General features: G+C 43.1%; 21 protein-coding genes. 5 read left to right on the top strand and 16 right to left on the bottom strand.

Annotated features, from left to right (window positions below; translation table 11 throughout):
- Positions 1-218: 218 nt before the first annotated feature.
- Entirely contained in the window at positions 219-947 is a 729-nt protein-coding gene (locus HBA50_RS04440; protein WP_045497029.1) for a TraX family protein, read from the top strand.
- 279 nt (positions 948-1,226) lie between these two features.
- On the opposite strand, the gene yaaA is transcribed toward HBA50_RS04440, so the two are convergent.
- Positions 1,227-1,955 (bottom strand): peroxide stress protein YaaA, encoded by a 729-nt coding sequence (gene yaaA, locus HBA50_RS04435; protein WP_045497024.1) that lies wholly within the window; start codon positions 1,953-1,955, stop codon positions 1,227-1,229.
- 155 nt (positions 1,956-2,110) lie between these two features.
- Here yaaA and HBA50_RS04430 point away from each other — a divergent pair, with 155 nt between their 5' ends.
- From HBA50_RS04430 to HBA50_RS04420, 3 genes are all read left to right on the top strand, one after another.
- Positions 2,111-2,572 (top strand): DUF1836 domain-containing protein, encoded by a 462-nt coding sequence (locus tag HBA50_RS04430; RefSeq protein ID WP_179856633.1) that lies wholly within the window; start codon positions 2,111-2,113, stop codon positions 2,570-2,572.
- Positions 2,556-3,203, top strand: a complete 648-nt coding sequence (gene trhA / locus HBA50_RS04425) for a PAQR family membrane homeostasis protein TrhA (RefSeq protein WP_005590131.1) — start codon at positions 2,556-2,558, stop codon at positions 3,201-3,203. Before HBA50_RS04430 ends, trhA begins: the two co-directional genes overlap by 17 nt.
- A 191-nt stretch (positions 3,204-3,394) precedes the next feature.
- Positions 3,395-4,153, top strand: a complete 759-nt coding sequence (locus tag HBA50_RS04420) for a CPBP family intramembrane glutamic endopeptidase (protein ID WP_045497020.1) — start codon at positions 3,395-3,397, stop codon at positions 4,151-4,153.
- A 117-nt stretch (positions 4,154-4,270) separates the two neighbouring features.
- Here the strand turns inward: HBA50_RS04420 and HBA50_RS04415 are convergent, their stop codons facing one another.
- The 4 genes from HBA50_RS04415 to HBA50_RS04400 form a co-directional block, all read right to left on the bottom strand.
- Positions 4,271-5,911: a hypothetical protein gene (locus HBA50_RS04415; protein WP_045497017.1), complete on the bottom strand. Its 1,641-nt coding sequence runs from the start codon at positions 5,909-5,911 to the stop codon at positions 4,271-4,273.
- Complete coding sequence (locus tag HBA50_RS04410; protein WP_045497015.1) at positions 5,901-6,644, bottom strand: ABC transporter ATP-binding protein; 744 nt, start codon at positions 6,642-6,644, stop codon at positions 5,901-5,903. Before HBA50_RS04410 ends, HBA50_RS04415 begins: the two co-directional genes overlap by 11 nt.
- Positions 6,645-6,754: 110 nt before the next feature.
- Positions 6,755-8,368 (bottom strand): M20/M25/M40 family metallo-hydrolase, encoded by a 1,614-nt coding sequence (locus HBA50_RS04405; RefSeq protein WP_045497013.1) that lies wholly within the window; start codon positions 8,366-8,368, stop codon positions 6,755-6,757.
- 124 nt (positions 8,369-8,492) lie between these two features.
- Positions 8,493-11,537: a CocE/NonD family hydrolase gene (locus HBA50_RS04400; protein ID WP_045497007.1), complete on the bottom strand. Its 3,045-nt coding sequence runs from the start codon at positions 11,535-11,537 to the stop codon at positions 8,493-8,495.
- A gap of 179 nt (positions 11,538-11,716) precedes the next feature.
- Here HBA50_RS04400 and HBA50_RS04395 point away from each other — a divergent pair, with 179 nt between their 5' ends.
- On the top strand, positions 11,717-13,165 hold the full coding sequence (locus HBA50_RS04395; RefSeq protein WP_045497005.1) for an alpha-amylase: 1,449 nt from the start codon (positions 11,717-11,719) through the stop codon (positions 13,163-13,165).
- A gap of 72 nt (positions 13,166-13,237) precedes the next feature.
- On the opposite strand, the gene HBA50_RS04390 is transcribed toward HBA50_RS04395, so the two are convergent.
- From HBA50_RS04390 to HBA50_RS04340, 11 genes are all read right to left on the bottom strand, one after another.
- Positions 13,238-14,188 carry an alpha/beta fold hydrolase gene (locus HBA50_RS04390; protein WP_243746240.1) on the bottom strand — a complete coding sequence of 317 codons (951 nt, stop codon included), beginning with the start codon at positions 14,186-14,188 and terminating at the stop codon, positions 13,238-13,240.
- A gap of 119 nt (positions 14,189-14,307) precedes the next feature.
- Positions 14,308-15,345: a M42 family metallopeptidase gene (locus tag HBA50_RS04385; protein WP_045496999.1), complete on the bottom strand. Its 1,038-nt coding sequence runs from the start codon at positions 15,343-15,345 to the stop codon at positions 14,308-14,310.
- Positions 15,346-15,536: 191 nt separating this feature from the next.
- The gene (locus HBA50_RS04380; protein WP_045496996.1) at positions 15,537-16,241 is read right to left on the bottom strand and encodes an MIP/aquaporin family protein; all 705 of its coding nucleotides are present in this window, start codon (positions 16,239-16,241) and stop codon (positions 15,537-15,539) included.
- A gap of 70 nt (positions 16,242-16,311) precedes the next feature.
- Positions 16,312-18,138, bottom strand: coding sequence for a type 1 glycerol-3-phosphate oxidase (gene glpO, locus HBA50_RS04375; RefSeq protein WP_045496993.1), 1,827 nt, complete (start codon positions 18,136-18,138; stop codon positions 16,312-16,314).
- 68 nt (positions 18,139-18,206) lie between these two features.
- Positions 18,207-19,715: a glycerol kinase GlpK gene (gene glpK, locus HBA50_RS04370; RefSeq protein ID WP_045496990.1), complete on the bottom strand. Its 1,509-nt coding sequence runs from the start codon at positions 19,713-19,715 to the stop codon at positions 18,207-18,209.
- 157 nt (positions 19,716-19,872) lie between these two features.
- Positions 19,873-21,300 (bottom strand): AcpB/EbpR/MafR family transcriptional regulator, encoded by a 1,428-nt coding sequence (locus HBA50_RS04365; RefSeq protein ID WP_045496982.1) that lies wholly within the window; start codon positions 21,298-21,300, stop codon positions 19,873-19,875.
- A gap of 192 nt (positions 21,301-21,492) precedes the next feature.
- Positions 21,493-22,005, bottom strand: coding sequence for a DUF6630 family protein (locus HBA50_RS04360; protein WP_045496981.1), 513 nt, complete (start codon positions 22,003-22,005; stop codon positions 21,493-21,495).
- A gap of 135 nt (positions 22,006-22,140) precedes the next feature.
- A complete protein-coding gene (locus HBA50_RS04355; protein WP_045496980.1) occupies positions 22,141-22,596 on the bottom strand; it encodes a hypothetical protein in 456 nt (151 codons plus the stop codon).
- Positions 22,589-22,780, bottom strand: coding sequence for a hypothetical protein (locus HBA50_RS04350; RefSeq protein ID WP_045496978.1), 192 nt, complete (start codon positions 22,778-22,780; stop codon positions 22,589-22,591). Before HBA50_RS04350 ends, HBA50_RS04355 begins: the two co-directional genes overlap by 8 nt.
- A 54-nt stretch (positions 22,781-22,834) precedes the next feature.
- On the bottom strand, positions 22,835-23,722 hold the full coding sequence (locus HBA50_RS04345; RefSeq protein ID WP_045496975.1) for a DUF4300 family protein: 888 nt from the start codon (positions 23,720-23,722) through the stop codon (positions 22,835-22,837).
- A 227-nt stretch (positions 23,723-23,949) separates the two neighbouring features.
- A complete protein-coding gene (locus tag HBA50_RS04340; protein ID WP_045496973.1) occupies positions 23,950-24,261 on the bottom strand; it encodes a hypothetical protein in 312 nt (103 codons plus the stop codon).
- Between the last annotated feature and the right edge of the window lie 69 nt (positions 24,262-24,330).

Below are 24,330 nucleotides of genomic sequence, written 5' to 3'. Positions count from 1 at the left end.
TTTAAAAATTTATAATAAAGAATCCCTAAAATCAAAATCTTTTTGTCCCAGCCTCGTTCAGTATTATTTGTCAAGAAAAATCAGAAGTATTTATCGATGAGGTAAAAAGGTGAAATTCCAACTTACAAAATTGTAAGAAAAATGAGAGAAATGTAAGCTAAAGAAATGGAAAGAAGAAACTCTTTCTTGTATCATAGGAAAGGAAAAAGGAGAATCCTATGAAAAAAATGATTGACAATAGCAGTTTGAAACTGCTTGCTATGCTTGCAATGCTGATTGACCATATCGCCTGGGTATCTTTTCCACTTGCTACCAATATGAATATTCTCTCTACTAACTGGCTGGCCAATAGTATGCACATAATAGGCCGCTTGGCTTTTCCAGTCTTTGCCTTTTGTATCGCGGAAGGATATCGGCACAGTCATGATGTGAGCAAGTATATGAGACGATTGGGGCTGCTGGCTCTTATCAGTATCATCCCTTTCTCTCTGATGGGCTGGGTTACTGGTCTTGGCTTTATCATGCAAAATACGGTTGTTACTCTCTTTTTGGGGCTCTGTGCTCTTTATTACAGTGATCAGCAAACAGCAACCTGGAGAAAAGTTCTAATTATTCTACTCTGTTTTACTCTGTCCATTATCGCTGACGGCGGACTGACGGGAGGAGTTTTTGGTATCTATGCCTTTGCAAAGATTAAAGACCCAATCTTCCGAAAAATTGGCGGTGTCTTGGTACTGAACAGTGTGCAAATCCTAATTTTGGCCTTCAATTTCTCCTATGATGGTCTGGCTGATCTGGCTGCCACCTGTCTTCTGTTTCTCCTCGTGACCTCTTTCTACAACGGTCAAAAAGGGGCCAATATTGGAAAAGTATTTTACTGGTTTTACCCCCTTCATTTGCTCGCCCTGTCTCTGTTTCGAATTGCCTTTCTCTTATTTCTAATGTAGTTAATGAATGTGTTAAAAGTTGCAGTAGAAATACCTGTTAAGTTAATTTTTCTTTTGGTAAGTCTCAATAATAGAATAAAAGAGTCTGGGACAATAGTCTCTTTGCTACAAAAAAGAGTTTGAGACAAAAAAATTTCAATTTTTAAAAATCTTAATTATTAAGCCCTTCTAATCTATAATAAATGCGAAAAGCGAACAAAGCAGAATTCTGATTACCAGAAAACTAGTTTTGTTCGCTTTCTATATTTGAGGTCGGACTTTTGTCTCAGCCTCCTTTTCTTATTCTTCTTTTACAAAAACTAATTCTTTATCATCTGAAAGATCCGCTCGATAGGCAAAATCTGCAAAAGAGAGCTGTTTGATCTGCTCAAGATTATCAACCTGGGCTTCCATCAAAGCAGTCAAAAACTGCCCACGCGCTTTTTTAGAAATAGTAGAATGACTTTTAAGTTTGCCAGATTTTTCTTCTAAAAACTTGAACCGAAGCATCTTCTCTCTGACGGATTTTTCAAAAACATCCTCAAATTCACTGGACAAGAGCGAAAGCAGCATATCTTCATCCGCTACCGCTTTTGTATACTCTTCCCGCCAAAATTTTTTCAGCGTTTGACCATTGGGCTTTAGCCCCACCAAAAAATCCAACCGATGAGGGGCAATCGGAGTAAGGGCAGGAATGACCCCATATAGACTAGAAGTTAAAAGCAAATGCTCCTGAATGTAGGAACTCTCCTCTTGTGTCCAATCTTTTCGCTTGATATTGCGATACATAAGCCCGTCAAATAAGTGCAAGGCTGGATAGGTCTCCGCTTCATTCTTGCTCAGGTTTTGAATTCGCTGGTATTCTATTTCAGCCATCTGCGGACTGATTTTGTATAATGTTTCCAGCTCCTTGACTGAGAATTGCAACAACTCTTCTATTATAGTTTTGCTTTTAGGCGTCAACTGGGAGCGCCCCAGCGAACTCTGATTTTCATTCATTTCTTTGGCAGTCGGAATTAAAATCTTCATACTTTTCCTTTCTCATTTCGGATCCTTAGTTCATTTTTCTGTTTTCCTTACTCATGATTATAGCAAATTTTGGACAAATCGGATTTATTCTTGACTTTAATTTTCAAAAATGATAATATCTAGTTATCAAAACTAGATATTAGAAAGTTTAAAATTTGGAAACGAAAAATCTGTTCCCGAGATGGGATGAATTACCTGTTCTTGACCTGTATCTTGACCAAGTCCTGCTCTACGTCAACAAGGTCTGTAAGCCAGCTTTTACTGCATCCGACAAAGGCTTGACTGCATCCATGATCAATAATTATGTCAAACATGGCTACCTTGAAAAACCTTTCAAGAAAAAATACAATCGCCAGCAAGTTGCCCGCTTGATTGCTATTACAAGTTTGAAAACTGTTTTTTCTATTCAAGATATTGCGGCTACTTTAGATATGCTCAACGCTGAGACCCAGTCTGAAGAGCTCTACAATGATTTTGTGGATTATATGAACGGACGGAAGCTTGAAGTGACGCCCATCATTGCCAGTGCTTGTCAGACCTTAAAACTCTACCAGCAAACCCTTGCTTTTATCCAAGTACCCGAAAAGGAGGCCGATAACGATGAACTACGCGCTTAAACTCAGTAAACAACTCTCTTTTGGAGAGGAAATTGCCAATGCTGTCACTCATGCCGTCGGAGCTGTTTTGATGCTGATTCTCCTGCCCATCTCTGCTATTTACAGTTATGAAGGGCATGGCCTCGTTTCTGCTGTTGGCACTTCTATCTTTGTCATTAGCCTTTTCCTCATGTTTCTTTCTTCTACCATTTACCACTCCATGTCCTACGGCTCTACCCACAAATACATCCTGCGGATTATTGACCACTCCATGATTTACATCGCTATCGCGGGCAGCTATACGCCAGTCGTCCTTTCACTCATGAATGACTGGCGGGGCTATCTGATTATCGTGATTCAGTGGGGAACGACCATCTTTGGTATTCTCTACAAGATCTTTGCCAAGAAGGTCAATGAGAAATTCAGCCTAGCTCTCTATCTAATTATGGGCTGGCTGGTGATCTTTATCATTCCACAGATTATCGGACAAACTGGGCCAGTGTTTTGGGGACTGATGCTAGCAGGCGGTCTTTGCTACACAGTCGGCGCTGGTTTTTATGCCAAAAAGAAGCCCTACTTCCACATGATTTGGCATCTCTTCATCCTAGCTGCCTCTGCCCTCCAATACCTAGCAATTGTCTATTTCATGTAAAACTGCTTTTCAAAGCAGTTTTTTCTATAGCATAATGCAGCTCTTCAGCCAAACCTACAACTGGTCTGCAAAAATCTCCTCTCAAAATCAGCGACTTTGAAAATAATATAAATTTAAGCTTTCTCTGATAAGATAAAGATAGAAAAGATGATCTCTGGTATTTAAATCTGCCAGTTATGGAAGGGAAATGAATGACTATTTTATCAAAAATCCGCCCATCACAGCCTCTGAAAGAGCTGAAATGGTTTGACATTCTTGTGATTACTCTGCTCATGTTTGGTCAATTCATCTACAGATCAACCGAGCTTTACCTGGCTAGCTTTGCACCGACAGCGACGACAGCAGCAACTGAAACAATCAGCAATACAGCTAGCGAAGGCGCAGCATTCTCAAGCAATTTCAATCTTCAGCTCCTGATGCTGGTCTTGACCATTCTTTACCTATTGCTTCGGCGCTTTGACTTTAAGCAGCTCCCTATCCGCCTGAGCTGGTCGGTTCTCCTCTGGACTCTTCTTATTTTTGCCGCAGTAGGATTCTTTGGAGACATCGTGATGACGCTGAGTGGCGAGTATAATTACTTTGATCCGACCCTCTGGTCTTATATAGATTTGCTAGAAATCTTCCGGAAATTTGCTGATCTGACACCAATGACCATCCTCTATGCACTGCTCAATGGCTTCTATGAGGAATTCTTCTTTCTTGGCCTCATGACCTCAGTCAAGGATAAGTATAAGTGGTGGGCACTGGCCTACTCTACCATCATTCGGATTTCTTTCCATACTTATCAAGGAATGCTCTGGGCCTTGGTTATCGGAGTGGTCTATGGTCTCTTCTACTATTTTCTTTACAAGTACAAGGTCAAGAACCTCCTGCCTTTCTTTCTCATGCACGCCTTGGCGGATATGTTTGGCTCCAGCTTGATGTATGTACTGATTAGCTGGCGTTCTTAAGGATAAAAATCAGCTGACATACAGTTTATATCGGAAAACTATAAAATAAATCGCAACTAAAAAGCTTAGCAGCAAGGTATCAAGTAACCTCGCTGCTAAGCTTTTTATTATGATCAATTAGCAATTAAAACTAGCAATTTCGCTATCAAGTTTTTTCATATAGTAGCGATAGATCAGATAAGAAACAAATCCACAAATCAAAATCAGCAGAACAGAAAGGAGATAGAGAACCGTGAGAGATAGGAAGTATGAAATCGCATAGAGAACGCCAATCACGATCATCACTCCAATGGTAAAGGCTAGTGCCAATAGGGTCTTACCCATACTGTTATCTCGACTCATCAGCTCGTTGACATTGGACCAGTTGGTCACCAGATGCTTATAATCCCGATGATAGCCCCAAGCGCTCCAAGCTAGACTGGCCATAAACCAAACCAGCAGCATAACGAGAAACGTCACCAAATGAACATGAAAGATAAGACTAGTCACCAAAAGAAGAATCACTGGTAGAATGGACTGAATAGCAAAGAGATACCAAAATTTGAGACGAACGTATTTTCTTAGCTCAAAAGGTAAGACCTTCAGATAATCAAAATTTTCCCGCTCCAAGGATAAACCAATAGAGGTCAGATTATTCCCGCCCGAATTGAGGGTGGCGATAAACATAGATAGGAAGCTAAGCGGAAGTAAAAATCGCGGAATCAAGAACGGGCTAACATCTAGATCTGCTTTGACTGCCCCCATGGCCATACTAAAAATGATGATGTAAGGAATCAGTGCCGACATGAAGAGAGCCTGCAAGATAACCGAACCTTCACTCAGCAGCCGAATGTGATAGCGCCAGACGAACTTCTTAAAATTCTTGGCCTCGTCTATATTGATATCGTGCACTCGCTCACGTTTGCCACTTGCTGCACCTGTCATCAAGGCTGCTTCATAAAATTCTGGTATGACCTTGAACTTAACCACCAAAAAGAGCAGAACCCCCACGGCAAGCCAAGCTAGAATCCCTAAAATTGCAGACAAGCTAAGAGGATTGATGATAAAGTCGTAAAAGGCTACAACTGGCGGGAAATAAGGTGTGGCTATTGTATTGCTGGCGATACTACGACTGTTCATTTGATTGATAAAGATATAGAGTCCTACCGAACCTAGGGAAACCAGCCCCAGAATCACATTGGATAGAATAGTCTTATACTTTCTAAAGAAAGCTGTCTTGGTGATAAAATGCACCAAGATCAAAATGACAAAGGTTATAACCGAGCTTAAAATGACAATCGAAATCAGGGCCAGAGGAAGACCGACTAAAGGATTTCCGCCTTGAAGAGCTAGCACGATGAAATAGCTGTACATGGGCAGAATCGCAATCAAGAGGGTCAGGACAACAGAGATGCTCTTTCCGACAATGATTTCTGATTCACTAAAGGCATAGGGCCGATAGGACTGCAGGTCCTTGCTTTCATAGAAGACATTATAGAAAACGAGGAAGCCCTGCGACATGGAGAATACAGCAAATATGGAGACCATATTGGCAAAATGTCCCGGATTGCCTACCATGTGATTGAAGGCACTCATGATACCAAAGAAGAACAGGTAGACCAACCCCAAAATCAAGTACATTCGAATAGCCTGCAGGGAGACATTGACTTTTACCTCTGGATTTTTTTCCTGCTTCTTGCGGTATTGCTGCAACTGCGAAGCTTGAATAGCATAGAGAATATTGATATCAACTAATTTTTTAATCGCTTTAAGGCGCATCTGAACTCACCTCTTCTCTGCGGCCAGCCAGACCTAGATAGATGGTTTCGAGGGACTGGTCTGGATGCTGGGCTTTTAGGTCTTCAACCGTTCCGTAGAATATCAGCTCTCCTTTTTTGAGAATGGCAATCTTGTCGCATAGCTGCTCAGCCACTTCTAACACGTGGGTTGAAAACAGAACTGTATTTCCCTTGTTAGCATGCTCACGCATCATCTGCTTGAGATCAAAAGCTGCCTGAGGATCCAAGCCTGTCAAAGGCTCATCCAAGACCCAGATATCTGGATCGGACAAAAGGGCACCAATGACAAAGACCTTCTGCCGCATACCGTGTGAAAACGACTCAATTACTTCATAGCGATGGCTAGCAAAGTCAAAGATAGCCAGCAATTCACCCAAACGAGCCTCTACTTCTGCCGTAGTCATATCGTAGGAAGTCGCCACTAGCTCCCAAAATTCATTGGCTGTCAGGCGCAAGAAAAGGTCAGGAGAATCAGCTACATAGCCGATTTTTTTCTTGATTTCTAGACGATTACTGGATAGCTCCTTGCCGTCCACAAAAATTTGTCCCTGTGTCGGATTGATGACGCTGACCAAGGATTTAATGGTCGTTGACTTACCCGCTCCATTATGCCCTATCAGACCAACAATCTCACCGCTTTCCAAGGTCAGATTCAAATGGTTAAGCGCCAGCTTGCCATCATAGTCTTTTGTAACATCTCTAAATTCAATCATGGGAATCTCCTTTGCTATGTTTTAAGGTTATTATACTATCCTAAAAGTCAATTGTCTAGAAACTAGCGAAAAAGTTCGGATTTTGCTTTAAAACAAGGAAGAACCATCCTTTAAACCTTGAAAGATTGAGCATTTTCCAGCAGATAGAGCAAGAAATTGGGAATGGTTTCCAGCATGTCCTGCTCATAGACACGCTCGGTCAGCTGATGCAAGTCCTTGCCCCATGGACCGAGATTGATACCGGGGATATGATTGGCTGCAATTTCTGGGAAATCCAGATGATAGAGATTCTCAGGTACAGGCATACTGGCAATCAGGTCTTGGTATTCAGTGGCAGGCTTCTCTAAGGCACAGTAACTAAGGTCACAGATTCCCATGAAGAATTCGTCCACTTGGAGCTGACAACCAGCTTCCTTGTCCAGAAAATCCCCATAAAGTTGAACGACCTTTTCAATACTAATCGGACTGTCCGACAGACGACGACAATTCATGGATGGATAGTAAGGCGGCGCGATCGCTAAGACCACCAAAGCTTCCTTACGGTCGTAGAAATCTAACACTTTCTGGATATTTTGAATGCTGATTTCTTGATAGGAGGCACCCTCTTGCAAGGCTTGTTGCGCTTCCTCATAAATTTGCTGCAAAGTGTCTTCAAAACCGACTTTTTCTTGGCATTCTTGCAGTAATTCCTGATAGGTCAGCACGTGCGGTTTCGCTACAAGCTTGTTTTCTTCATAAACCTTCTGCAACTGACAGTAGTTTTGATAAAAGTCCTCCACTGCTTCCTGACTGAGATTCTTTATGGTCGCCAGCAGCTCACTTGGACTCTTTTCTAAATAAAGGACGCTGAAATAGCCTGCAGCACGCAGCACAGTTGACACATCATAATTGTCCTTCAAATCACGCAGATAGGACCATGATGGTAGGGGCGAGCGTTCTCCGTAGGCCATGTCGGATAGAGCCGGATTAAGGTCAATTTTTTCAGCAACCTTGGCCAGCAAGGACAGGGCATTAATCCCCTTGAGTGGCTCTTTCATGTGAGAAAGGATACCCTGAGTCACGACAACTGGCATCAACTTGCCAACTGTTCCTACATGAAGCACCTTTTCCTCCGCTGACTGGCTCTCAAAAGGCTCAGAATCCACAGCCAGAAGGTAATGAAGCTGGAAGCGCTCCTTCAATTCAGCAAGCAAGGCTGTTGCTGCCCGCATGCCTTGGGAATAGGACTCCTCATCTCCGACCGACAAATAGAGCAAATTGACCTGACCAGACTGTATCTGACTGTATCTTTCCACCACTCCCAGCTGCATGGCCAGAGCCGCCTTCATGTCGCAAGAGCCCCGACCGAACTGCCATTTGTCCGACGCAATATCCGCTAAAAGATCTGAATCTGAAGAAATGGAGGGCAGTTTTTCTTTAAGGGACTGATTATCAAAAGCCCAGTCTTTGAGACTGCCAAAGTCCTCAATGTCCACTGTATCATGATGATGAAAAAGAATCACGGTGTCAGCCGTATCTCGCTTGACCAGAGCCCAGTTGACACTACGGTTATAAAAATCATTTGGAATCTGATAGCATCCAAACTGTTCTGGATGCTCCTGAAAATAAGGAATCTCCCCTATCCGCTCCTGAAGAAATGCTTCAATCTTCCGCTCAGAACTAGTATGGGTAAAACTTTCAATCGCCATACTTTGGTCAAAAATATCTTGAATATACTGTTTCATTCTTTCTACCTCTATATTGCTGGCACTTCTGACTTGCAAGCCAAGTCCAGCTGAAAGACGATAAGGCAAAAGCAGCCAGTCTTTACCTAGTCAGGAATGTTTGGCTGCTTTTTTCTTGTAATGACTAACGATGAGAATATTTCTTAACGAGGCCAGACATGCCGAATGTGCTAGCAAGAAGCAGCAAGCCTAGATAGAACATTCCTTTTTCTGAATGGCTACCAGTTTTTGGCAAGGAAGCTGCGGCTTGTTGAGCTTGTTGAACAGCTGCCTGCTCCACTTGAGACGCTTCTGGTTGACTAGCCAATTGCTGCACCTGAGGCACCATTTTCTGACTGCCTAATTGCTGCACATGGTCAGTCGTTCCTTGCTGCTCTTCTTTACGTCCAACCCTCGAATCAACTGACGGAGCTTCTTCTTGTGGCTCCTGTCTATCAAAGATATATTCTGGAACTTCTCTGATTTCTGGTGCAACTAATTTTTCACCAAGAATTTCAGGTAAGTTGGCATATTCGGTATCAAGGGCACTTGCTACATAATCAGCTTTTTGAGAACGACTAGCTTCTACAGTCGGTACTAGCGCACTAATAGAATCCGTCTTGAAAGTCACCGCATATTGACGCTTAATTGTCAAGTCACTAGGGTCATAGGTATTGAAGACCAGAGCCAGCTTGTGGCCTTTTTTCACCGTGTAAAGATTCGGCTGCAAATACATGGTATAATCATGGAATTGGCCGACTTTTGGCTTAATACTCTTTTCTGAACTAGACGGTGTATAACCTGATTCTGGATTGGCTAAGTTTAGCCAGCCCTTAGCAATGACCTTGTATTTAGTTTTGGTTGTTGCAAAGTTTTTAACATCCAGATTGCTAAGATTGCTGCCCATCCAGAAATCACCAGCCTTGCTGTCATCACTAGCAGCACCATTTCCAACAACATCAAACTCTTGGTCTGATACATCTACCAAGAGTGCATTGACCTGCAAGTTTTTGCCACTTCCATTGGCCAAGGCTGCCTTGAAGTGGACTGGAATATGGCCCTTGATAGTCGTGTCTTCTTTGACTTCTGTCATAAAGGTCATGTTGGCCTTAGAAGAAGCTTGACTGACTGCCTCATCTCGCTTGCTAGTGTCAATCCCAGCAGCCGCATAGTCACTAGAGATGGTTTCTTCGAGACGTTTGGACTTAGCTGTCAAAATCAAACGATTGGTGCTTTTCCAATTGTCATAGCTCGTCCATTTATTTGGATCGTAGTTATTTTGTGCCAAAACAGCAGGAAGCTTGCTAACATCGTTCTTGACATCGTAAAGATAATGAGAGAACCAAATATTGAGCAAGTCGTAGAAATCTTGATTGTTGGCCTTGATGCCATACCCTCGAGAGATAGCTGCTGGATGGACATGGTCTCCTTGGTGGAGATAGAGTTTTACATTTTGTCCTGCTTTTTTCAAGACATCGTACATGAGCTCAAACTGTTTGGTTTTGACATTGTCATCATTTAATCCATGTACCAGCAGGGCGCTAGTCTTTATCTTTCCTGAATTTAGGGTATAATCGCGTTCACGCCAAACTTGGCTATAATTGCGACCGTGAGCTTTTTGGTCCTTGTTTAGCTGATTAATGTAATCAGCATACTTGTTCCAGATTGAAGCCCAATCGTCTTGATCAAGCATCCGAGTAGAAACGTAGAGTGACAGCCAAGACAGATCACTGTATGGCGGATTGCTGTAGGCTGTTCCTTGACTATTGAAATAATCATACCAGCTAGCAATTCCTGCGGCTGGAACGATGGTTCTCAGGCCGTCTACACCCGTTGTTGCCACACCGAAAGTTGTCGTACCGGCCCAAGATAGGCCAGTCATGCCGACTTTGCCATTGGCCCAGTCAGCCTTGATTTCAATATTGCTAGTTCTATCTGTGTAGGCCGTCCGTTTACCGTTGACCCATTCAACAATATTTTTAAAAGCTTCTACTTCCAAATCAGATCCAGTTGTATTGAAGCCTTCTGAACCCTTAGTTCCCAGACCAGCACTGGAAACAAAGGCATATCCGCGCACTAGGAAGTAATCATACCAGTTCAAATTCTCGTAATCATAAATCCCTTCATAAGGGCTATAATAGTACCAATCTGACGCTTTGGCTTTCTTCGCCGCTTCAATACTACTCATGCTAGAAACCGGCTGGCGCTTAGCGGGCTTATTGTGCAAACTCTTCATGTCATAAGAACCGTTTGTCGGCAGATTGAGACTTTCTAAGGTCACATAGTTTTCATCCAAAGTCCCCGCGACGTAAGGACGGGCTTCTAAAATCGTCGAAGCCTTAAAATCACCTTGAGCTACTGCTTTCGGAAGTTGTACGATAGCCTTGACGAGATCACGCTTTCCGTCTCCATCCGTATCATGATCCGTCTCAACATAAACAGGAAAACGGACGATATCGCTTTTCTCATACGAATAGTCTTTATCTTCCTTAGCTCCACTGCTGTATGGGAAAATTGGCTGCGCCCGACCATTCAAAAAGAGCGGTGCTTTCTTTTCAGCACGATAGGCATCATGCAGCCGCTTAGCAACAGCATACATAGTCTGCAGATTACTTCCCTGTACGCGGGCTGTCAAATCAGCCTCTTTGTCAATCATTCCCATGCTCTTGGCTAGATTCACCCTATCTCGGGCACTGGTACCTAACTGAGATTCATTGACAGCTGCCCATTTCAGTAGCTCATCGACTGCTTCCTGCAGGGTCAGTTCCTTATCAGCTAAAGCTGGATTTGAAAGACTCCCCGTATAAGCAGACAGGTCTTGGCCTTTGGCAGTAGCAGGCACAGCAGAAGGTACTAAGCTAGCATCTTGAGCCCAAGCTAAAGGCGGAGACTCCAGTGACAAAGCAGGTACTTCAGGGATCGCGTCTGGTTTTTCAGCAGTGACCGATTCCTCTTCTTGCTTTTCTGGTCTTGCAGTAACCGACGATTCCTTGCTTTCAACCTCTAAAACTGCTGGCTGCTGGACTGAAGATACCGGTTCAGATGGCTTTGCGACAGCTTCTGTTTGAAGAATTTCCTTGCTTTCGACATTCGCCTGACTCGTCTCATCAGCTTGAACAACCCGACCTAGGGCCAAAGGTGAAAATAGCGAGACTGATAAGAGTAACCTCACTAGTCCTCTCTTTTTCATAAAGAACCCCTTTCTTTTTATAAAGTTTATTACTTGTCCATTATACTATGTAAGCGTTTTAAATTCAATGCTAGTTTTAGCTTATCATCAAAAAATATAAAATTAACTTGTATAAACGTTTGTGTCATCATTCTTCTTTTGGTAAAATAGACCCATCCCATGAATGTGAGGTATCTCGTATGGAAAATCAAACATTAATGCAATATTTTGAATGGTACTTACCAAATGATGGACAACATTGGAATCGCTTGGCGGAGGATGCCCCACATCTAGCATCAAAAGGTATCCGCAAGGTTTGGATGCCGCCAGCTTTCAAAGCAACAGGCTCAAATGATGTCGGCTATGGAGTTTATGATCTCTTCGACTTAGGTGAGTTTGACCAAAAAGGAACCGTCCGCACCAAATATGGTTTTAAGGAAGACTACCTAAAAGCTATCCAAACTCTCAAAGCCAACGGCATTGAGCCCATGGCTGATGTAGTCCTCAATCACAAGGCAGCTGCAGACCACAAAGAGCGTTTTACTGTTGTTGAAGTGGATCCCAACGATCGAACTAAGGTCTTGTCAGAACCTTTCGAAATCAAAGGCTGGACTAAGTTTGTCTTCCCAGGCCGCAATAAAACCTACAATGACTTTGAATGGCATTGGTACCATTTTACCGGTACGGACTATGACGCCAAAAACAACAAGTCAGGCATTTTCCTTATCCAAGGAGACAATAAAGGCTGGGCAGATGATGAGCTTGTGGACAATGAAAACGGCAACTATGACTATCTCATGTATGCCGATATTGACTTCAAGCATCCAGAGGTTATTCAAAACCTCTACGACTGGGTTTACTGGTTTATCGAAACAACAGGCGTTCAAGGATTTCGCTTAGATGCTGTCAAGCACATTGACTCCTTCTTTATGAGAAATTTTATCCGCGATATAACTGCAAAATACGGTGAGGATTTCTATGTTTTTGGGGAATTTTGGAACAGCGATGAGACAGCTAATAACGACTATCTAAAAAATATCGAATACCGCTTTGATCTTGTTGACGTCAAGCTCCACCATAATTTCTTTGACGCTAGCATAGCTGGGGCAGACTTTGACCTACGGACGATTTTTGATCAGACGCTTGCTAAGAATCATCCTGAATCAGCCGTGACCTTCGTGGACAATCACGACACCCAGCGAGGGCAAGCTCTGGAGTCCACTGTCGAAGAATGGTTCAAGCCAGCGGCCTATGCTCTCATCCTGCTGCGAGATGAAGGACTGCCTTGCGTCTTTTATGGTGACTACTATGGTATTAGTGGAGAATTTGCCCAAGAGAGCTTCCAAGACGTGCTGGACAAGCTCTTAGATGTCCGCCTCAATCTCGCTTACGGCGAGCAGACTGACTACTTTGACGATGCTAACTGTATCGGATGGACTCGCCAAGGCAAGGACGATGGTCAGCCAATCGCTGTTGTTGTCAGCAATGACCAAGCCAGCAGCAAGCGTATGCTGGTCGGCTCAGAATGGGCTGGTAGAGAATTCAGCGATTATCTGGGCAAGAGCTCTCAAATCGTGACCATTGACGAAGACGGCTGGGGAGAATTTCCAGTGGAGGAAAAATCAGTCAGTGTCTGGTCTGTCAAATAATTTGTATATCCAAAACCGAGAGGAAAAAATTCCCTCTCGGTTTTCTCGTATTTCAAGCTCCTATAAAACCTACTATTTTAAAAACTGCTTTATTTTTTCTGCCAACTCATCACTGGCGTAATCATGCACATAATGAGGGCAGTCTAGTAGAATTAGCTCTGTCTGTGGATGCTGCGCTTCAAAATCCTTCTGGAAGCTCTGCCATTCTCCCTGACTATAGCCAGTCCCTTGGCCATTTGAAGAAAAGAGCAAGAACGGTCGTTCAGGAAGCTTTTCCCTCGAAACTAGCTCAGCATTTTGTTTGACCTGGGTGACCTCTTCATAAACGGCATTTGCCAATGGACGTCGATAAAACATCGCTTTATATACCTGCTTTTCTTCTGCTGTCAAATTGCCAGACGCAAGAGCGGGAACCTGCTTGTCAGCATCATAAAATACCCGACTAAGGCCTAAATTAGCAGCCATTTGTAATCCTTTATAAGCCAAAGGATAGAGCCTCAAATCAGTGTAAGAACTCGGTAAAGCCATATCCAGTCCGATAATGCCTTGGACTTCTTCTGGATATGTTGCAACCCAATGAAGCGCTTCTAGCCCAGCCATAGAGTGAGCTACCAAAGTATATGGGCCAGTGATTTCAGCCTTTCTTAAAGCCTGCCTCGTCTGGGCAAGTACCGTGTTAATGTCTCTACTATCACCTTGAATGTCATCGCTGAAGCCGTAACCTAACCGTTCGACCACAACTATGCGATAATCTTTTTCCAATCTTGAATAGAGGGTCTTAAAATCAAGAATAGGCGACGTTGTGCCACCACCCGCCAAAAAGACCAGCGTCTGCTCTCCCTGACCAGTTACATAGACATTCATATTCTTGCCATCTACTTGAACCAGACGACCTGAGGGATTATCAAGCGTTTTTTGCTCTTTAGTCAGGCAGATTTGATGATAAGTAAAGATTAAGACCAGAGCACTGATGATTGTAAAAAGCAAACACAGAAAGAATTTCTTCAAATACCTGAACATCATAACTTTCCAAATATCTTTAAGCATCTACGAAGACATAACCGATTGAACAAGAACAGCCATTCTGATTTCCATAGGATACTCAGATTGCTGCCTTTTATTCAAGACTAGATGCCCTGCTATTACTCCACCAAGCCACTTCTTAGATAAGCATCCACCATGCGCTCTGTCGCTACGACTGAATCAATATGCGTACGCTCATAAGAGTGGCTGGATTCGATGCCAGCGCCTAGCAGGGCATGCTTGACTTCTGCTCCTGCGCTCATGGCCGCAGAGGCATCTGACCCGTAAAATGGATAGATATCCAGCTTGTAAGGAATGTCCTGATCCTTGGCCAAATTAACCAAATGCTGGCGGAAAGCATAGTGATAAGGTCCTGAAGCATCCTTGACACAGATGGAAACCGTATACTCATCCGTCTGCTGGTCGTCACCCATCGCACCCATATCAACCGCCAAATACTCTACCGCTTGCTCAGGCAGGCTGGAATTAGCCCCATGACCAACCTCTTCAAAGACACTGAAAGCAAAATGAGTCGTCACTGGTAGCTGAACATTTTCCTCTTTGTAGACGCGCAAAAGATTGAGCAAAATAGCTGCGCTGACCTTGTCATCTAGAAAGCGGGACTTGATAAAGCCTGACTCGGTGACGGTGGTACGCGGATCAAAGGAAATAAAATCACCGACTTCAATTCCTAAATCACGCGTTTCTTTCTCATTCGTCACCTTTTCATCCAAGCGGACTTCCATATTGTCCTGAGTACGCTCAACCGTCCCAGCATCCTTATAGACATGGCAGGAAGTCTGGTGAACCAATATTGTGCCACTGATAGTCTTGCCACTGCTAGCCACATGGACTAGACAGTTTTCTCCTTCAATCATGTTCCAAGGGAAACCGCCAATCCGATCCAGCTTGAGACGACCATCTGGCTTGATTGCACGCACAATAGCCCCCAGTGTATCCACATGGGCAGTCACGACCCGATGCTGGGCATCATTTTCGCCCTTAACCACGACATGGACACCGCCTTTATTAGTCCGGACAGGCTCATAGCCCAAGTCTTCGAGTGTCTTTACCAAATAGTCTGCCACCTCAGCCGTAAAGCCTGTTGGAGAAGGGATAGCCGTTAATTCTTGTAAATATTGAACAGTTTGATTCATCATAACTCCTTTAGATCATTTATACTGTCAATTATAGCATAAATCCGCTGTCAAATATCGTCCTGACTGGCTCTTTCCTCCTGATTTTAGATTGATTTAGCAAAGTCTTCGATGAAATTTGAAAATCTATACAAAAATCCTCTTCTCCAAGCATGTATCAATCTTAGAGAAGAGGATTGCTTTATTTTATTCTAAAATAGGGTGAAGACCACTACTGCAAGGACGGCTCCAATGATTGGTCCGATAACTGGAATCCAAGCATAAGCCCAATCACCATTTCCTTTGTTTGGAATCGGAAGGAGGCTGTGCATGATGCGAGGTCCTAAGTCACGCGCAGGGTTGAGGGCATAGCCAGTCGTTCCACCAAGTGAGAGGCCAATCCCGACAATGAGTGTTCCGACTGCAAAAGTGCCAATGCCTGCTTGCAGCTTATAAAGTCCTAGAGCGAAGATAGTCAGTACAAGGACAAAAGTTCCAAGGATTTCGCTAATCAGATTCGAGAAGGTATCTTTGATAGCTGGGCCAGTGCTGAATGTGCCAAGAATATTAGCTGGATTTTCTTCAGCCAGATAGTGAGGCTTGAACTGCAGGAAGACAAGGAACTGTCCAACCATAGCTCCTGCAAACTGAGCAAGGATATACGGAAGAACAGATGCCCAAGGTAAATCACCTTTGAGAGCTACTCCGATGGTTAGGGCAGGATTCAGATGGGCTGGGCCAAGGTTGCCAGATACAGAAGCAGCGATGGCAACGGCAATCCCCCATCCCATGGTAATCACAATCCAACCAGAATTGTGGCTCTTAGTTTTGGGAAGAACCACGCCTGCAACGACGCCGTTTCCCAAAAGGAGCAAGAGCAGGGTCCCTAAAAATTCACCAAATATTTCTTTCATCATCTATTTTACTCCATTTAAAAGAAGGGGAGGCTAGACAGGAGAACTGGTCCGCCACCTCTTCTTCTATTTTCTATTTTTTCAATTCTGCTAAATCATTATTTGCAAGGGCAGCTTCTAGGTCATTGCGATAAGCCGCTTTTTCTTCTTCTGTCCAATCGTAGAATCGTCCCATTTCATCCAGAACAGGCTCAACAATAGCGTCTAAGCTATCCCGCATAAAGAGCATGTGATTTGTCCGGCGAAGGAGGAAGTCTACTGGGCTGAGTGCCAATTCGTTACGCATCGCATAATGCAGTGACAAGGTATCCGCTAGGCTAAGTCCTGGTGCTTGTTCGATGCTGTGAGCGAGGGCAAAGACTTTAGGAGCATTTGAACCGTAAAGATTTGCAAGATAGAGGGCTTCTTTGCTGTCTAAGCCGCGTGAGACGCCAAGTTGAGCAAAAGCTTCGATTTCGGAATCTACATTTGCTGGATTGAGCTCTCCACCTGAAACAGGATAGGTCTTAGAGTTGATGAGCTTGAAGCTGCGGTCAAATTCTGCTTTGAGGATATCAACCACGCGCTCCATAGCGCCTTCCGCCATTTTACGGTAGTCCGTAATCTTACCACCAGCAAGGGTCAAAAGGCCATTGTTATCACGATCCAAACTCGAACCACGAGATACGGCAGATGGATCCAAGTGTTTTTCAGATGTACTGCTTTCAAGCTTAGTAACAGCCGCTTCAACATCCTCACGAGATTTTTCTTTAGCCAGATAGCTCTCAACAGTTGCAATCAGGGCATTAAAGCTTTCATCGCTGATAGTACCGTTGTTTCCGCCGTTGTAGTCAGACGCGCTGTTTCCTGCGATCAAAGGACGCAGACCTGCCCAGCTGCTTTCGATGTCATCAATTGTGATGTTGGCTTCTGGGAAGCGATTATTGACAATTCCCAAGAGGTAATCCACATCTTCTTGTGTTACTTTTGGATGCTCTAGGTCGCCAGTGTAGTCAGTGTCAGTCGTACCAAAGTAGGTTTTATTTTCACGTGGAAGAACAAAGACCATCCGGCCATCCCCCAAGCCTGTGTCAAAGTAGACTGGCTGCGAAACCTTGATCTTGCTAGAGTCAACAACCAAGTGAACACCCTTGGTTGGACGCATTTGTGAGTATTGCTCACCGTCATTTGACAGATTGCGTACCTTGTCACTCCAAGGTCCAGTTGTGTTGATGACTAGGCGAGCCTTGATTTCAAAGACTTCATCCGTCAAGAGGTCACGCGCAACAACGCCTGTAATCTTTCCAGATTCATCAAAGAGGAAGCCTTCTGCCTTGACATGGTTGGCAATCAGGGCGCCGTCTTGATTGGCGCGTTTGATATTTTCAATTACGAGGCGTGCGTCGTTGTTGCGGAAGTCAAGATAGACACCGCCACCAATCAGGCCTTCCTTCTTGAGTTCAGGTTCCCGTTCTAGCACTTCTTCCTTGCTCAAGACCTTGTTAGCAGCTGGTGTGTTGTTAACACCAGCCAGAAGGTCGTAGAGATCCATAGCCACTTTGAGACGGAAGAGGCTAAATGTCGCTCCATCCTCATCGTAAACTGGCAAGAGCATTGGGTCTGGTTTTGGAATATGAGGAGCAATTTGCTGAACGACAGCACGCTCTGAAACTGTATCTGAGACCACCTCTACGTCGAATTGCTTAAGGTAACGAAGGCCACCATGGACCAGTTTGGTAGAACGGCTAGAAGTCCCTTCTGCAAAATCCTGCATTTCAATCAGACCGGTCTCCAGGCCACTAGCAGCTGCTTGCAAGGCTACTCCAGCACCGGTAATCCCACCACCAATAATCAGGAGATCCAAGGTGCGTTCCTGCATTTTTTTTATCGATAATTCACGTGTTTTCTTTGAAAATTCCATAATTTCACACTTTCTAACTTAGTCATTTCATGCTTCTACTGACTTGATTATCAAAATATGAATCAGTATCAGTCGTCGATTTCTGCAAAGACTTGAGTTGCTTTAACGGCTTTTTTCCATCCTTTGTAAAGTTGTTCCTTGCGGGATTCATTCATAGACGGTTCAAAGAGTTCTCCAGTTTCATTGAGAGTGCGGAGTTCGTCCAAGTCTTTCCAGTAGCCTACTGACAGTCCTGCTAAGAAGGCTGCACCGAGAGCAGTTGTTTCCAAGTTTTTGGCGCGTGCGATGTCGATTCCCAAAATGTCAGCTTGGAACTGCATGAGGAAGTTGTTCATAGCAGCACCGCCGTCGACTTTGAGGACTTGAATAGCAGTCTTGGCATCCACTTGCATGGTATCGATGATATCTCGTACTTGGTAAGCGATGGATTGCAGAGTAGCCTTGATAAAGTCTTCCTTGCTGGTTCCGCGGGTCAAGCCAAAGACAGATCCACGTGCATTTTGATCCCAGTATGGAGCGCCCAGACCTGTAAAGGCAGGTACGACATAGACTTCGTCATTGTTGTGAGAATCGAGGGCATATTTTTCAGATTCTGGTGAGCTCTCCACCATCCGAAGACCGTCGCGTAGCCATTGAATAGCACTTCCTGCGATGAATATAGAACCTTCCAAAGCATAGTAAACTTTTCCGTTAATACCGTAGCCGATGGTTGTCAAGAGGTTGTTTTCAGACAGCTGCATCTCTTCACCAGTGTTCATGATGATGAATGAACCAGTTCCGTAAGTATTCTTGACCATACCAGGCTCAAAAGCTAACTGTCCAAAGAGAGCCGCCTGTTGGTCACCAGCCATACCAGAGATTGGAACCTCTCCACCATAGAAATGGAAGGCAGCTGTTTTACCATAAATTTCTGAGTTAGAACGAACTTCAGGAAGCATAGCCTTTGGAATGTTGAGTATTTCCAAAATCTCATCATCCCATTTGAGTTCCTTGATGTTATAGAGCATGGTACGGGCTGCATTTGAGTAGTCGGTCACGTGAGCCGCGCCGTCAGTCAATTTCCAAACCAGCCAGGTATCAATAGTACCAAAGAGCAATTCGCCCTTTTCAGCTCTTTCTTGCGCACCTTCTACATGGTCCAAAATCCAGCGAACCTTGGTAGCAGAGAAGTAAGCGTCAATAATCAAACCAGTCTTTTCGTGGAATTTTTCCACATAGCCTTGGCTTTTCAGCTGTTCAGCCAGAGGAGCAGTCTGGCGAGATTGCCAAACGATAGCATTGTAGATAGGAAGACCTGTATTTTTATCCCAGACGACAGTTGTTTCACGCTGGTTGGTGATTCCGATAGCTTCGATTTGGTTGGGTTTGACTCCACTTTCGATGAAGGCACCGGCGATAACGGACTGCACGGAGTTCCAAATTTCATTGGCATTGTGCTCAACCCATCCAGCTTGAGGGAAAATCTGAGTAAATTCTTTTTGACTGGAGCTAACTTTTTCTCCTTTTTTGTTAAAGATGATGGCGCGGGAACTAGTAGTTCCTTGGTCGATGGCCATGATGTATTTTTCTTGTGACATGAACTGTCCTCCTAGTAAAAATCTTGAGGATGTTTCCTCTACAGTAACTAGTATATAAAATAAAACGCTTTCTTTTTTATCAACTTTTTTCAAATTTTAAAAAAATCTGAGGAGATTGTGCGGAAATCACAAAGAAACCTGGATTTCTCCAAGTTTCTCAATGAAATATCATGTGACGGATTTGAGCCAAATCTTCCAAATCCAAGTCATTTTTTAAATAATAGATGGGAGCCTGCTGGGCCTGATGAATAGGATTGTTGGTGATGATAAGGTCGTAATTTCGGGTAAGGTCGTAGGATTCAATCGTAATAAAGCGATTGTACTCTAAATACCGTCTTAAAATGGCTGTCATCCTGGAAACAACGATAAAGCTATCTGTCAAGTCCATGCCTATCTTGATGACTTGACCGTCATTTTCAGCAATGTACTCCATCAGCTGGAGCCATTCCCACAGCACCTTTTTATCCAGAGATGTTCCCTGCTGGAAAATAGGCAGTTTGCTAAAAATAGTGTCTGCTACTTGTCGATAATCGTCTTCGCTCCATAAGTAAGGATGGCGCAATTCCAAGTCATGCTTGTATTTGTCTTGCAAGAGATAGCCTCGGAAAAGAAAGACGCGGGCGCAGAGCTGGCTTAGTTCGTAGGTCACTTGGTCTTCGATGTAGTCACCTAACAAGTCATGAGACTTCATCTCTTGAATGATTTGCGTAATCAGACTGGCAATTTCACCGCCAAAGCCCAGAACATACTCCATGGTGTGCAGAGGCAGAATCCGATGGGAAATCAGAAATGAAAAGAAAATCATCATTTCACCATCTTCCTGGCTCAGGGTGATGTGCTGTCCGGCAAAGAAATCATTTGTTCGGCGATGCAAGCGCTGGTAGAAGATATTTTCAAAATAGCCCTGCATTTTCTGCTCAATGTTTTGAAATTGACAGGCATTGACTCTTAGGCGTTGTTGGGTAATATGTGCCCAAAGGGCCAAGTCCAATCGCTGCCCTTGAGAGAGCTGAGCTCCACAGAGTTCTTCTAAGACGGCAACTTCCTGCCTTCTTTCTGGTTTTTGAAGTTCTTTTTCCCAATCTTGACTAGACCAAACCTTACGAAAGAGGCAGAAATAAAAATAGCGGATTTGATGCTCAGGCCCTTTCAAGCGGCCGTTTTGGATAGATAGCTCAAACTCTGATAAAATCTGATTTAAACCGGATATATGACGGCCGAGTGTTGCTTCACTGATCATGAGCTCTTGGGCTAATTGATGGGCTAAAAACTGCTGATGGTAGAGCAGGTAGTCTAAAATCTGGTATTTAACAGCATTGTCCAAAAAAAGTCTGCGAATGTCCCGTCCCTTGGTATCAGATCCGATAGACAGACTGAGCGTTTCGTCTTGAAGCTGGATAGATAAGGCTGTCTGATATTCCATAGCCTTGTCGTTAATCAAGCTAATGTACTTGGTCAAGGTTACTTTCGAGAAGCCTGTTTCAGACATAACGTCCTTCAAACTGGATGTAGAATGCTGCTGTAAATAAGACAGGACAATAAACTGCCCCGCTTCACTCTTTTCCATTAAGTCTGCTAGATACATTCGAAAACCCTTTCAGTTTGCTAATCTTAGCTTAACACAAAAAGAAAAAAAGACGAAGCAATCTGCTTCATCTGCTACATCCTTTTAAGCATAAGCGAAAAAAAGAAACCTGAACCAGCGGGATACTTTCCCCAGCCATCTCAGGCTTCCTTATGCATCATCAGGCTTGGTTCACTCTTTTAAACATGATATTTACATATTCTTTGCAAAATCAAAACGGAACCCAACCTTTTGACCTAATTGAGTCAGTTCAGTCAAAGTCTCTCTGCTGCAAATAAACATGACATAACTGTCGCTGTCAATATCCATTGCTCCGACGCAGAAGCCTGCTTCCTCCCATTTTTCATCCAAGACCTTGCACCATGATGGAATGTCTCCATCTTCATCTAGACACTCATCTTGCAGTGGGAGATTCTTTTGATCTGCCAATTCTTTCATGAAATAGGTGAAGTCTTCTAACTCAGCCTTCCAATCCAGCTCAATAGCATTACCACTCTCAATTAACTCATCCGCAATCCCGATCCAAACGATGGTATCTTCTGACTCATCGTCCTCTATCCCACGATCGTCATAGCGATCGATATTTTCATCAAAGTAGTCCCACGGTGAGGCAAGACAAGTTTCTATAGCAGAACGGACAGAGCTGTCCTCCGTAAGCAGTTCAACCATGCTGGTAAAAATTTCTTTGTTCAGTTCATTTGTCATAACTGACTCCTTTCTTGTCCATAAGGACATATTTTTAACGTTATTGAAAAAATTTTTATCTACAATCCCGACTAAAACCTAGTCATAGGACTGATGATTTAGGCAATTATCACTTGTTCGTTTAAGAAGGTTTCATCATCCATAGTGTTCAGAACCTTCAATATTTCGGTAGTGGAGTTCTAAATCCGAAATCAATTTTTCGCCATATTCCAATAATTGAGCTTTAGTGAGAGAATTTACATTCTTGTTAGAAAAAGCAAGCTTTGCCTTCAAGTCAACTCGACAACTTCCAATAAGACTCGCTTGGATATAGGCTGCATAGTCATTGCTAGCAGATGCCCAGCCCATTAGTTGAAAGTCCATTTCAAAGCTAATAAACAATTCCCTACCATTTTGCTGCAAATCTACAATAGTAAGACCTTCGCTATCATGAATTTCGGATGCATCAACCATGTCTAGCTTTTCTCTATTAAGATAGTTCAAATCCTCAGATAATGCTTTGAAGACAGACAATTCCTCTATTTTATGACCAATAAATTCCCATAAAATAATTTCTAAATCTTTTATTTTTAAGCACTGCTCTTTAATCATGATGCCTCTTAGTCTTTGCTAATAAGATGATGACACCTAGTAAAATAAGAATTCCAATTACAAAAACAGCTATTTCTAATTCTTTTAATCCTTCAATATAGGGTATGATATAGATACTTGATTCCACAAGTAGAAAACCGATAAGAACAAGGGCAATCGAAAAATATGTCTGTTTTTTATCCATTTTTATGTCCTTCCCTTAACTAGAGTTTACATAAAATTTAACTAGCTCGAAATTCTATTTCCCCTCTACCCACTTATCATTGTCCATGATAAAGGGCTTGGCCAGTCCTTCTCCTGTGTAATCTTTATATTTTGTCTGCAGGTATTTGTAGACATCTTCCTTAGTCGCAAACTTGATAGCCTGATAAGGCTCTTCAAATGTTAGCTTTTCTACAAACAGATAACCGTCTTTATCTGGAACCAAGACGCCGACATGCCCTACAAAGAGAGAATCGCCGTCAAGATTGTCGTGGACGATGACGGAGAGCATCCGAGCCTTTTCGTTAAACTTGAACTGTTTGAAGTATTCCTCCATCTTCTTAGCATGGACTTTGACATCTTGGGTCGCTTCAGTCTTGACTCTTGAAAACAGGATATTAAAATCTTCCTTATCCTTGGCATCAAAGAGCTTGCCCTTGTCAATCGAATCATTATCTATGAACAAGAGTTCGTCATCTTTTTCTATTTGAGGAATTTCGATGCTATTTTTCAGCAAGGTATAAGTATTGATCCGGCAATTTGTCCCGATAAAATCGCCCTTTTTTGCCTGCCATAGAGGATTGATTTTCTCTACGTCATATTCGGTTTTGGTAAACTTAGTGAAATCGCCCGTTAATCCAGTAGAGCCAACAAGTCCATTGTAGTCATTGACTAGATTGACAAAGTTATCGACACTGTCTTTATCCAAGTCGGCAGCCAACAAATTCTTAACTTCTTCGACACTCTTTTTACTGTTTAGATTTGAATAAGTTGCCTTCCATGGATATTTTTCTGAGCTAGTCTGACCAACTGTTGGATTCTCTTGACTGCCGTTTGATTGCTTTTGTGCCTTCCCACATGCAGCTAAGCCAAGAATTGCCAAAGTGCAGGCACTCATCAACATAATCTTTTTTACTTTCTTCATTCTTTCGTCCTTTTTACATTTTTACTATATCTTCTTCAAATAATTCCTCTTGTTATTATATCAAGAAATGCTGAAAAACAGAAAGGAAAAATATATCTTGGATAGAAACTTCCTTAAGCCATAATAAATGACTGCACTTTTATCAACTGCAGTCACTTTGATTTATGAATAGATGAATAATGTAGAGTAGCCAACTTAAAAAAGGGACTCGCTATAAACTGGTAAGTCTACTTAATCTTGTGCTTGTTCATCTTTTCTTCGAAGATAGCCGTCATGATGGCGAGCAATTCTTCACGCTCCTTTTCAGGAAGCTCTCCTGCTTGCTTGGCCACAGCGTAAAGTTCTGGGTATTGCTTGGCAACTCGCTCAACCGTCTTGGTCGTTGCATGCCCTCTCACAAGGAAAGGAATTTGCTTAAGCCATTCTTGTGGTACCAGCGCCAAAATCTTTTTAGCTGCTTCCTTATCGCTAATGACGGCTGTACTAAGCCCCTCTTTGATCTGCTCCTGCTCTTTTTCGGTAAAATCTTTTAATTCCATTCTGAACTCCTCCTTTCTAGTAAGTTACTTGCTCTTCTTAAATAGACTGCTCTTAGATTGGGTTTTTGA

The sequence above is a fragment of the Streptococcus cristatus ATCC 51100 genome (assembly GCF_011612585.1).
GTDB classification, from domain to species: Bacteria; Bacillota; Bacilli; order Lactobacillales; family Streptococcaceae; genus Streptococcus; species Streptococcus cristatus_H.
The sequence above is the reverse complement of the archived record's forward strand: the minus strand, read 5'-3'. Positions and strand labels throughout refer to the sequence as shown.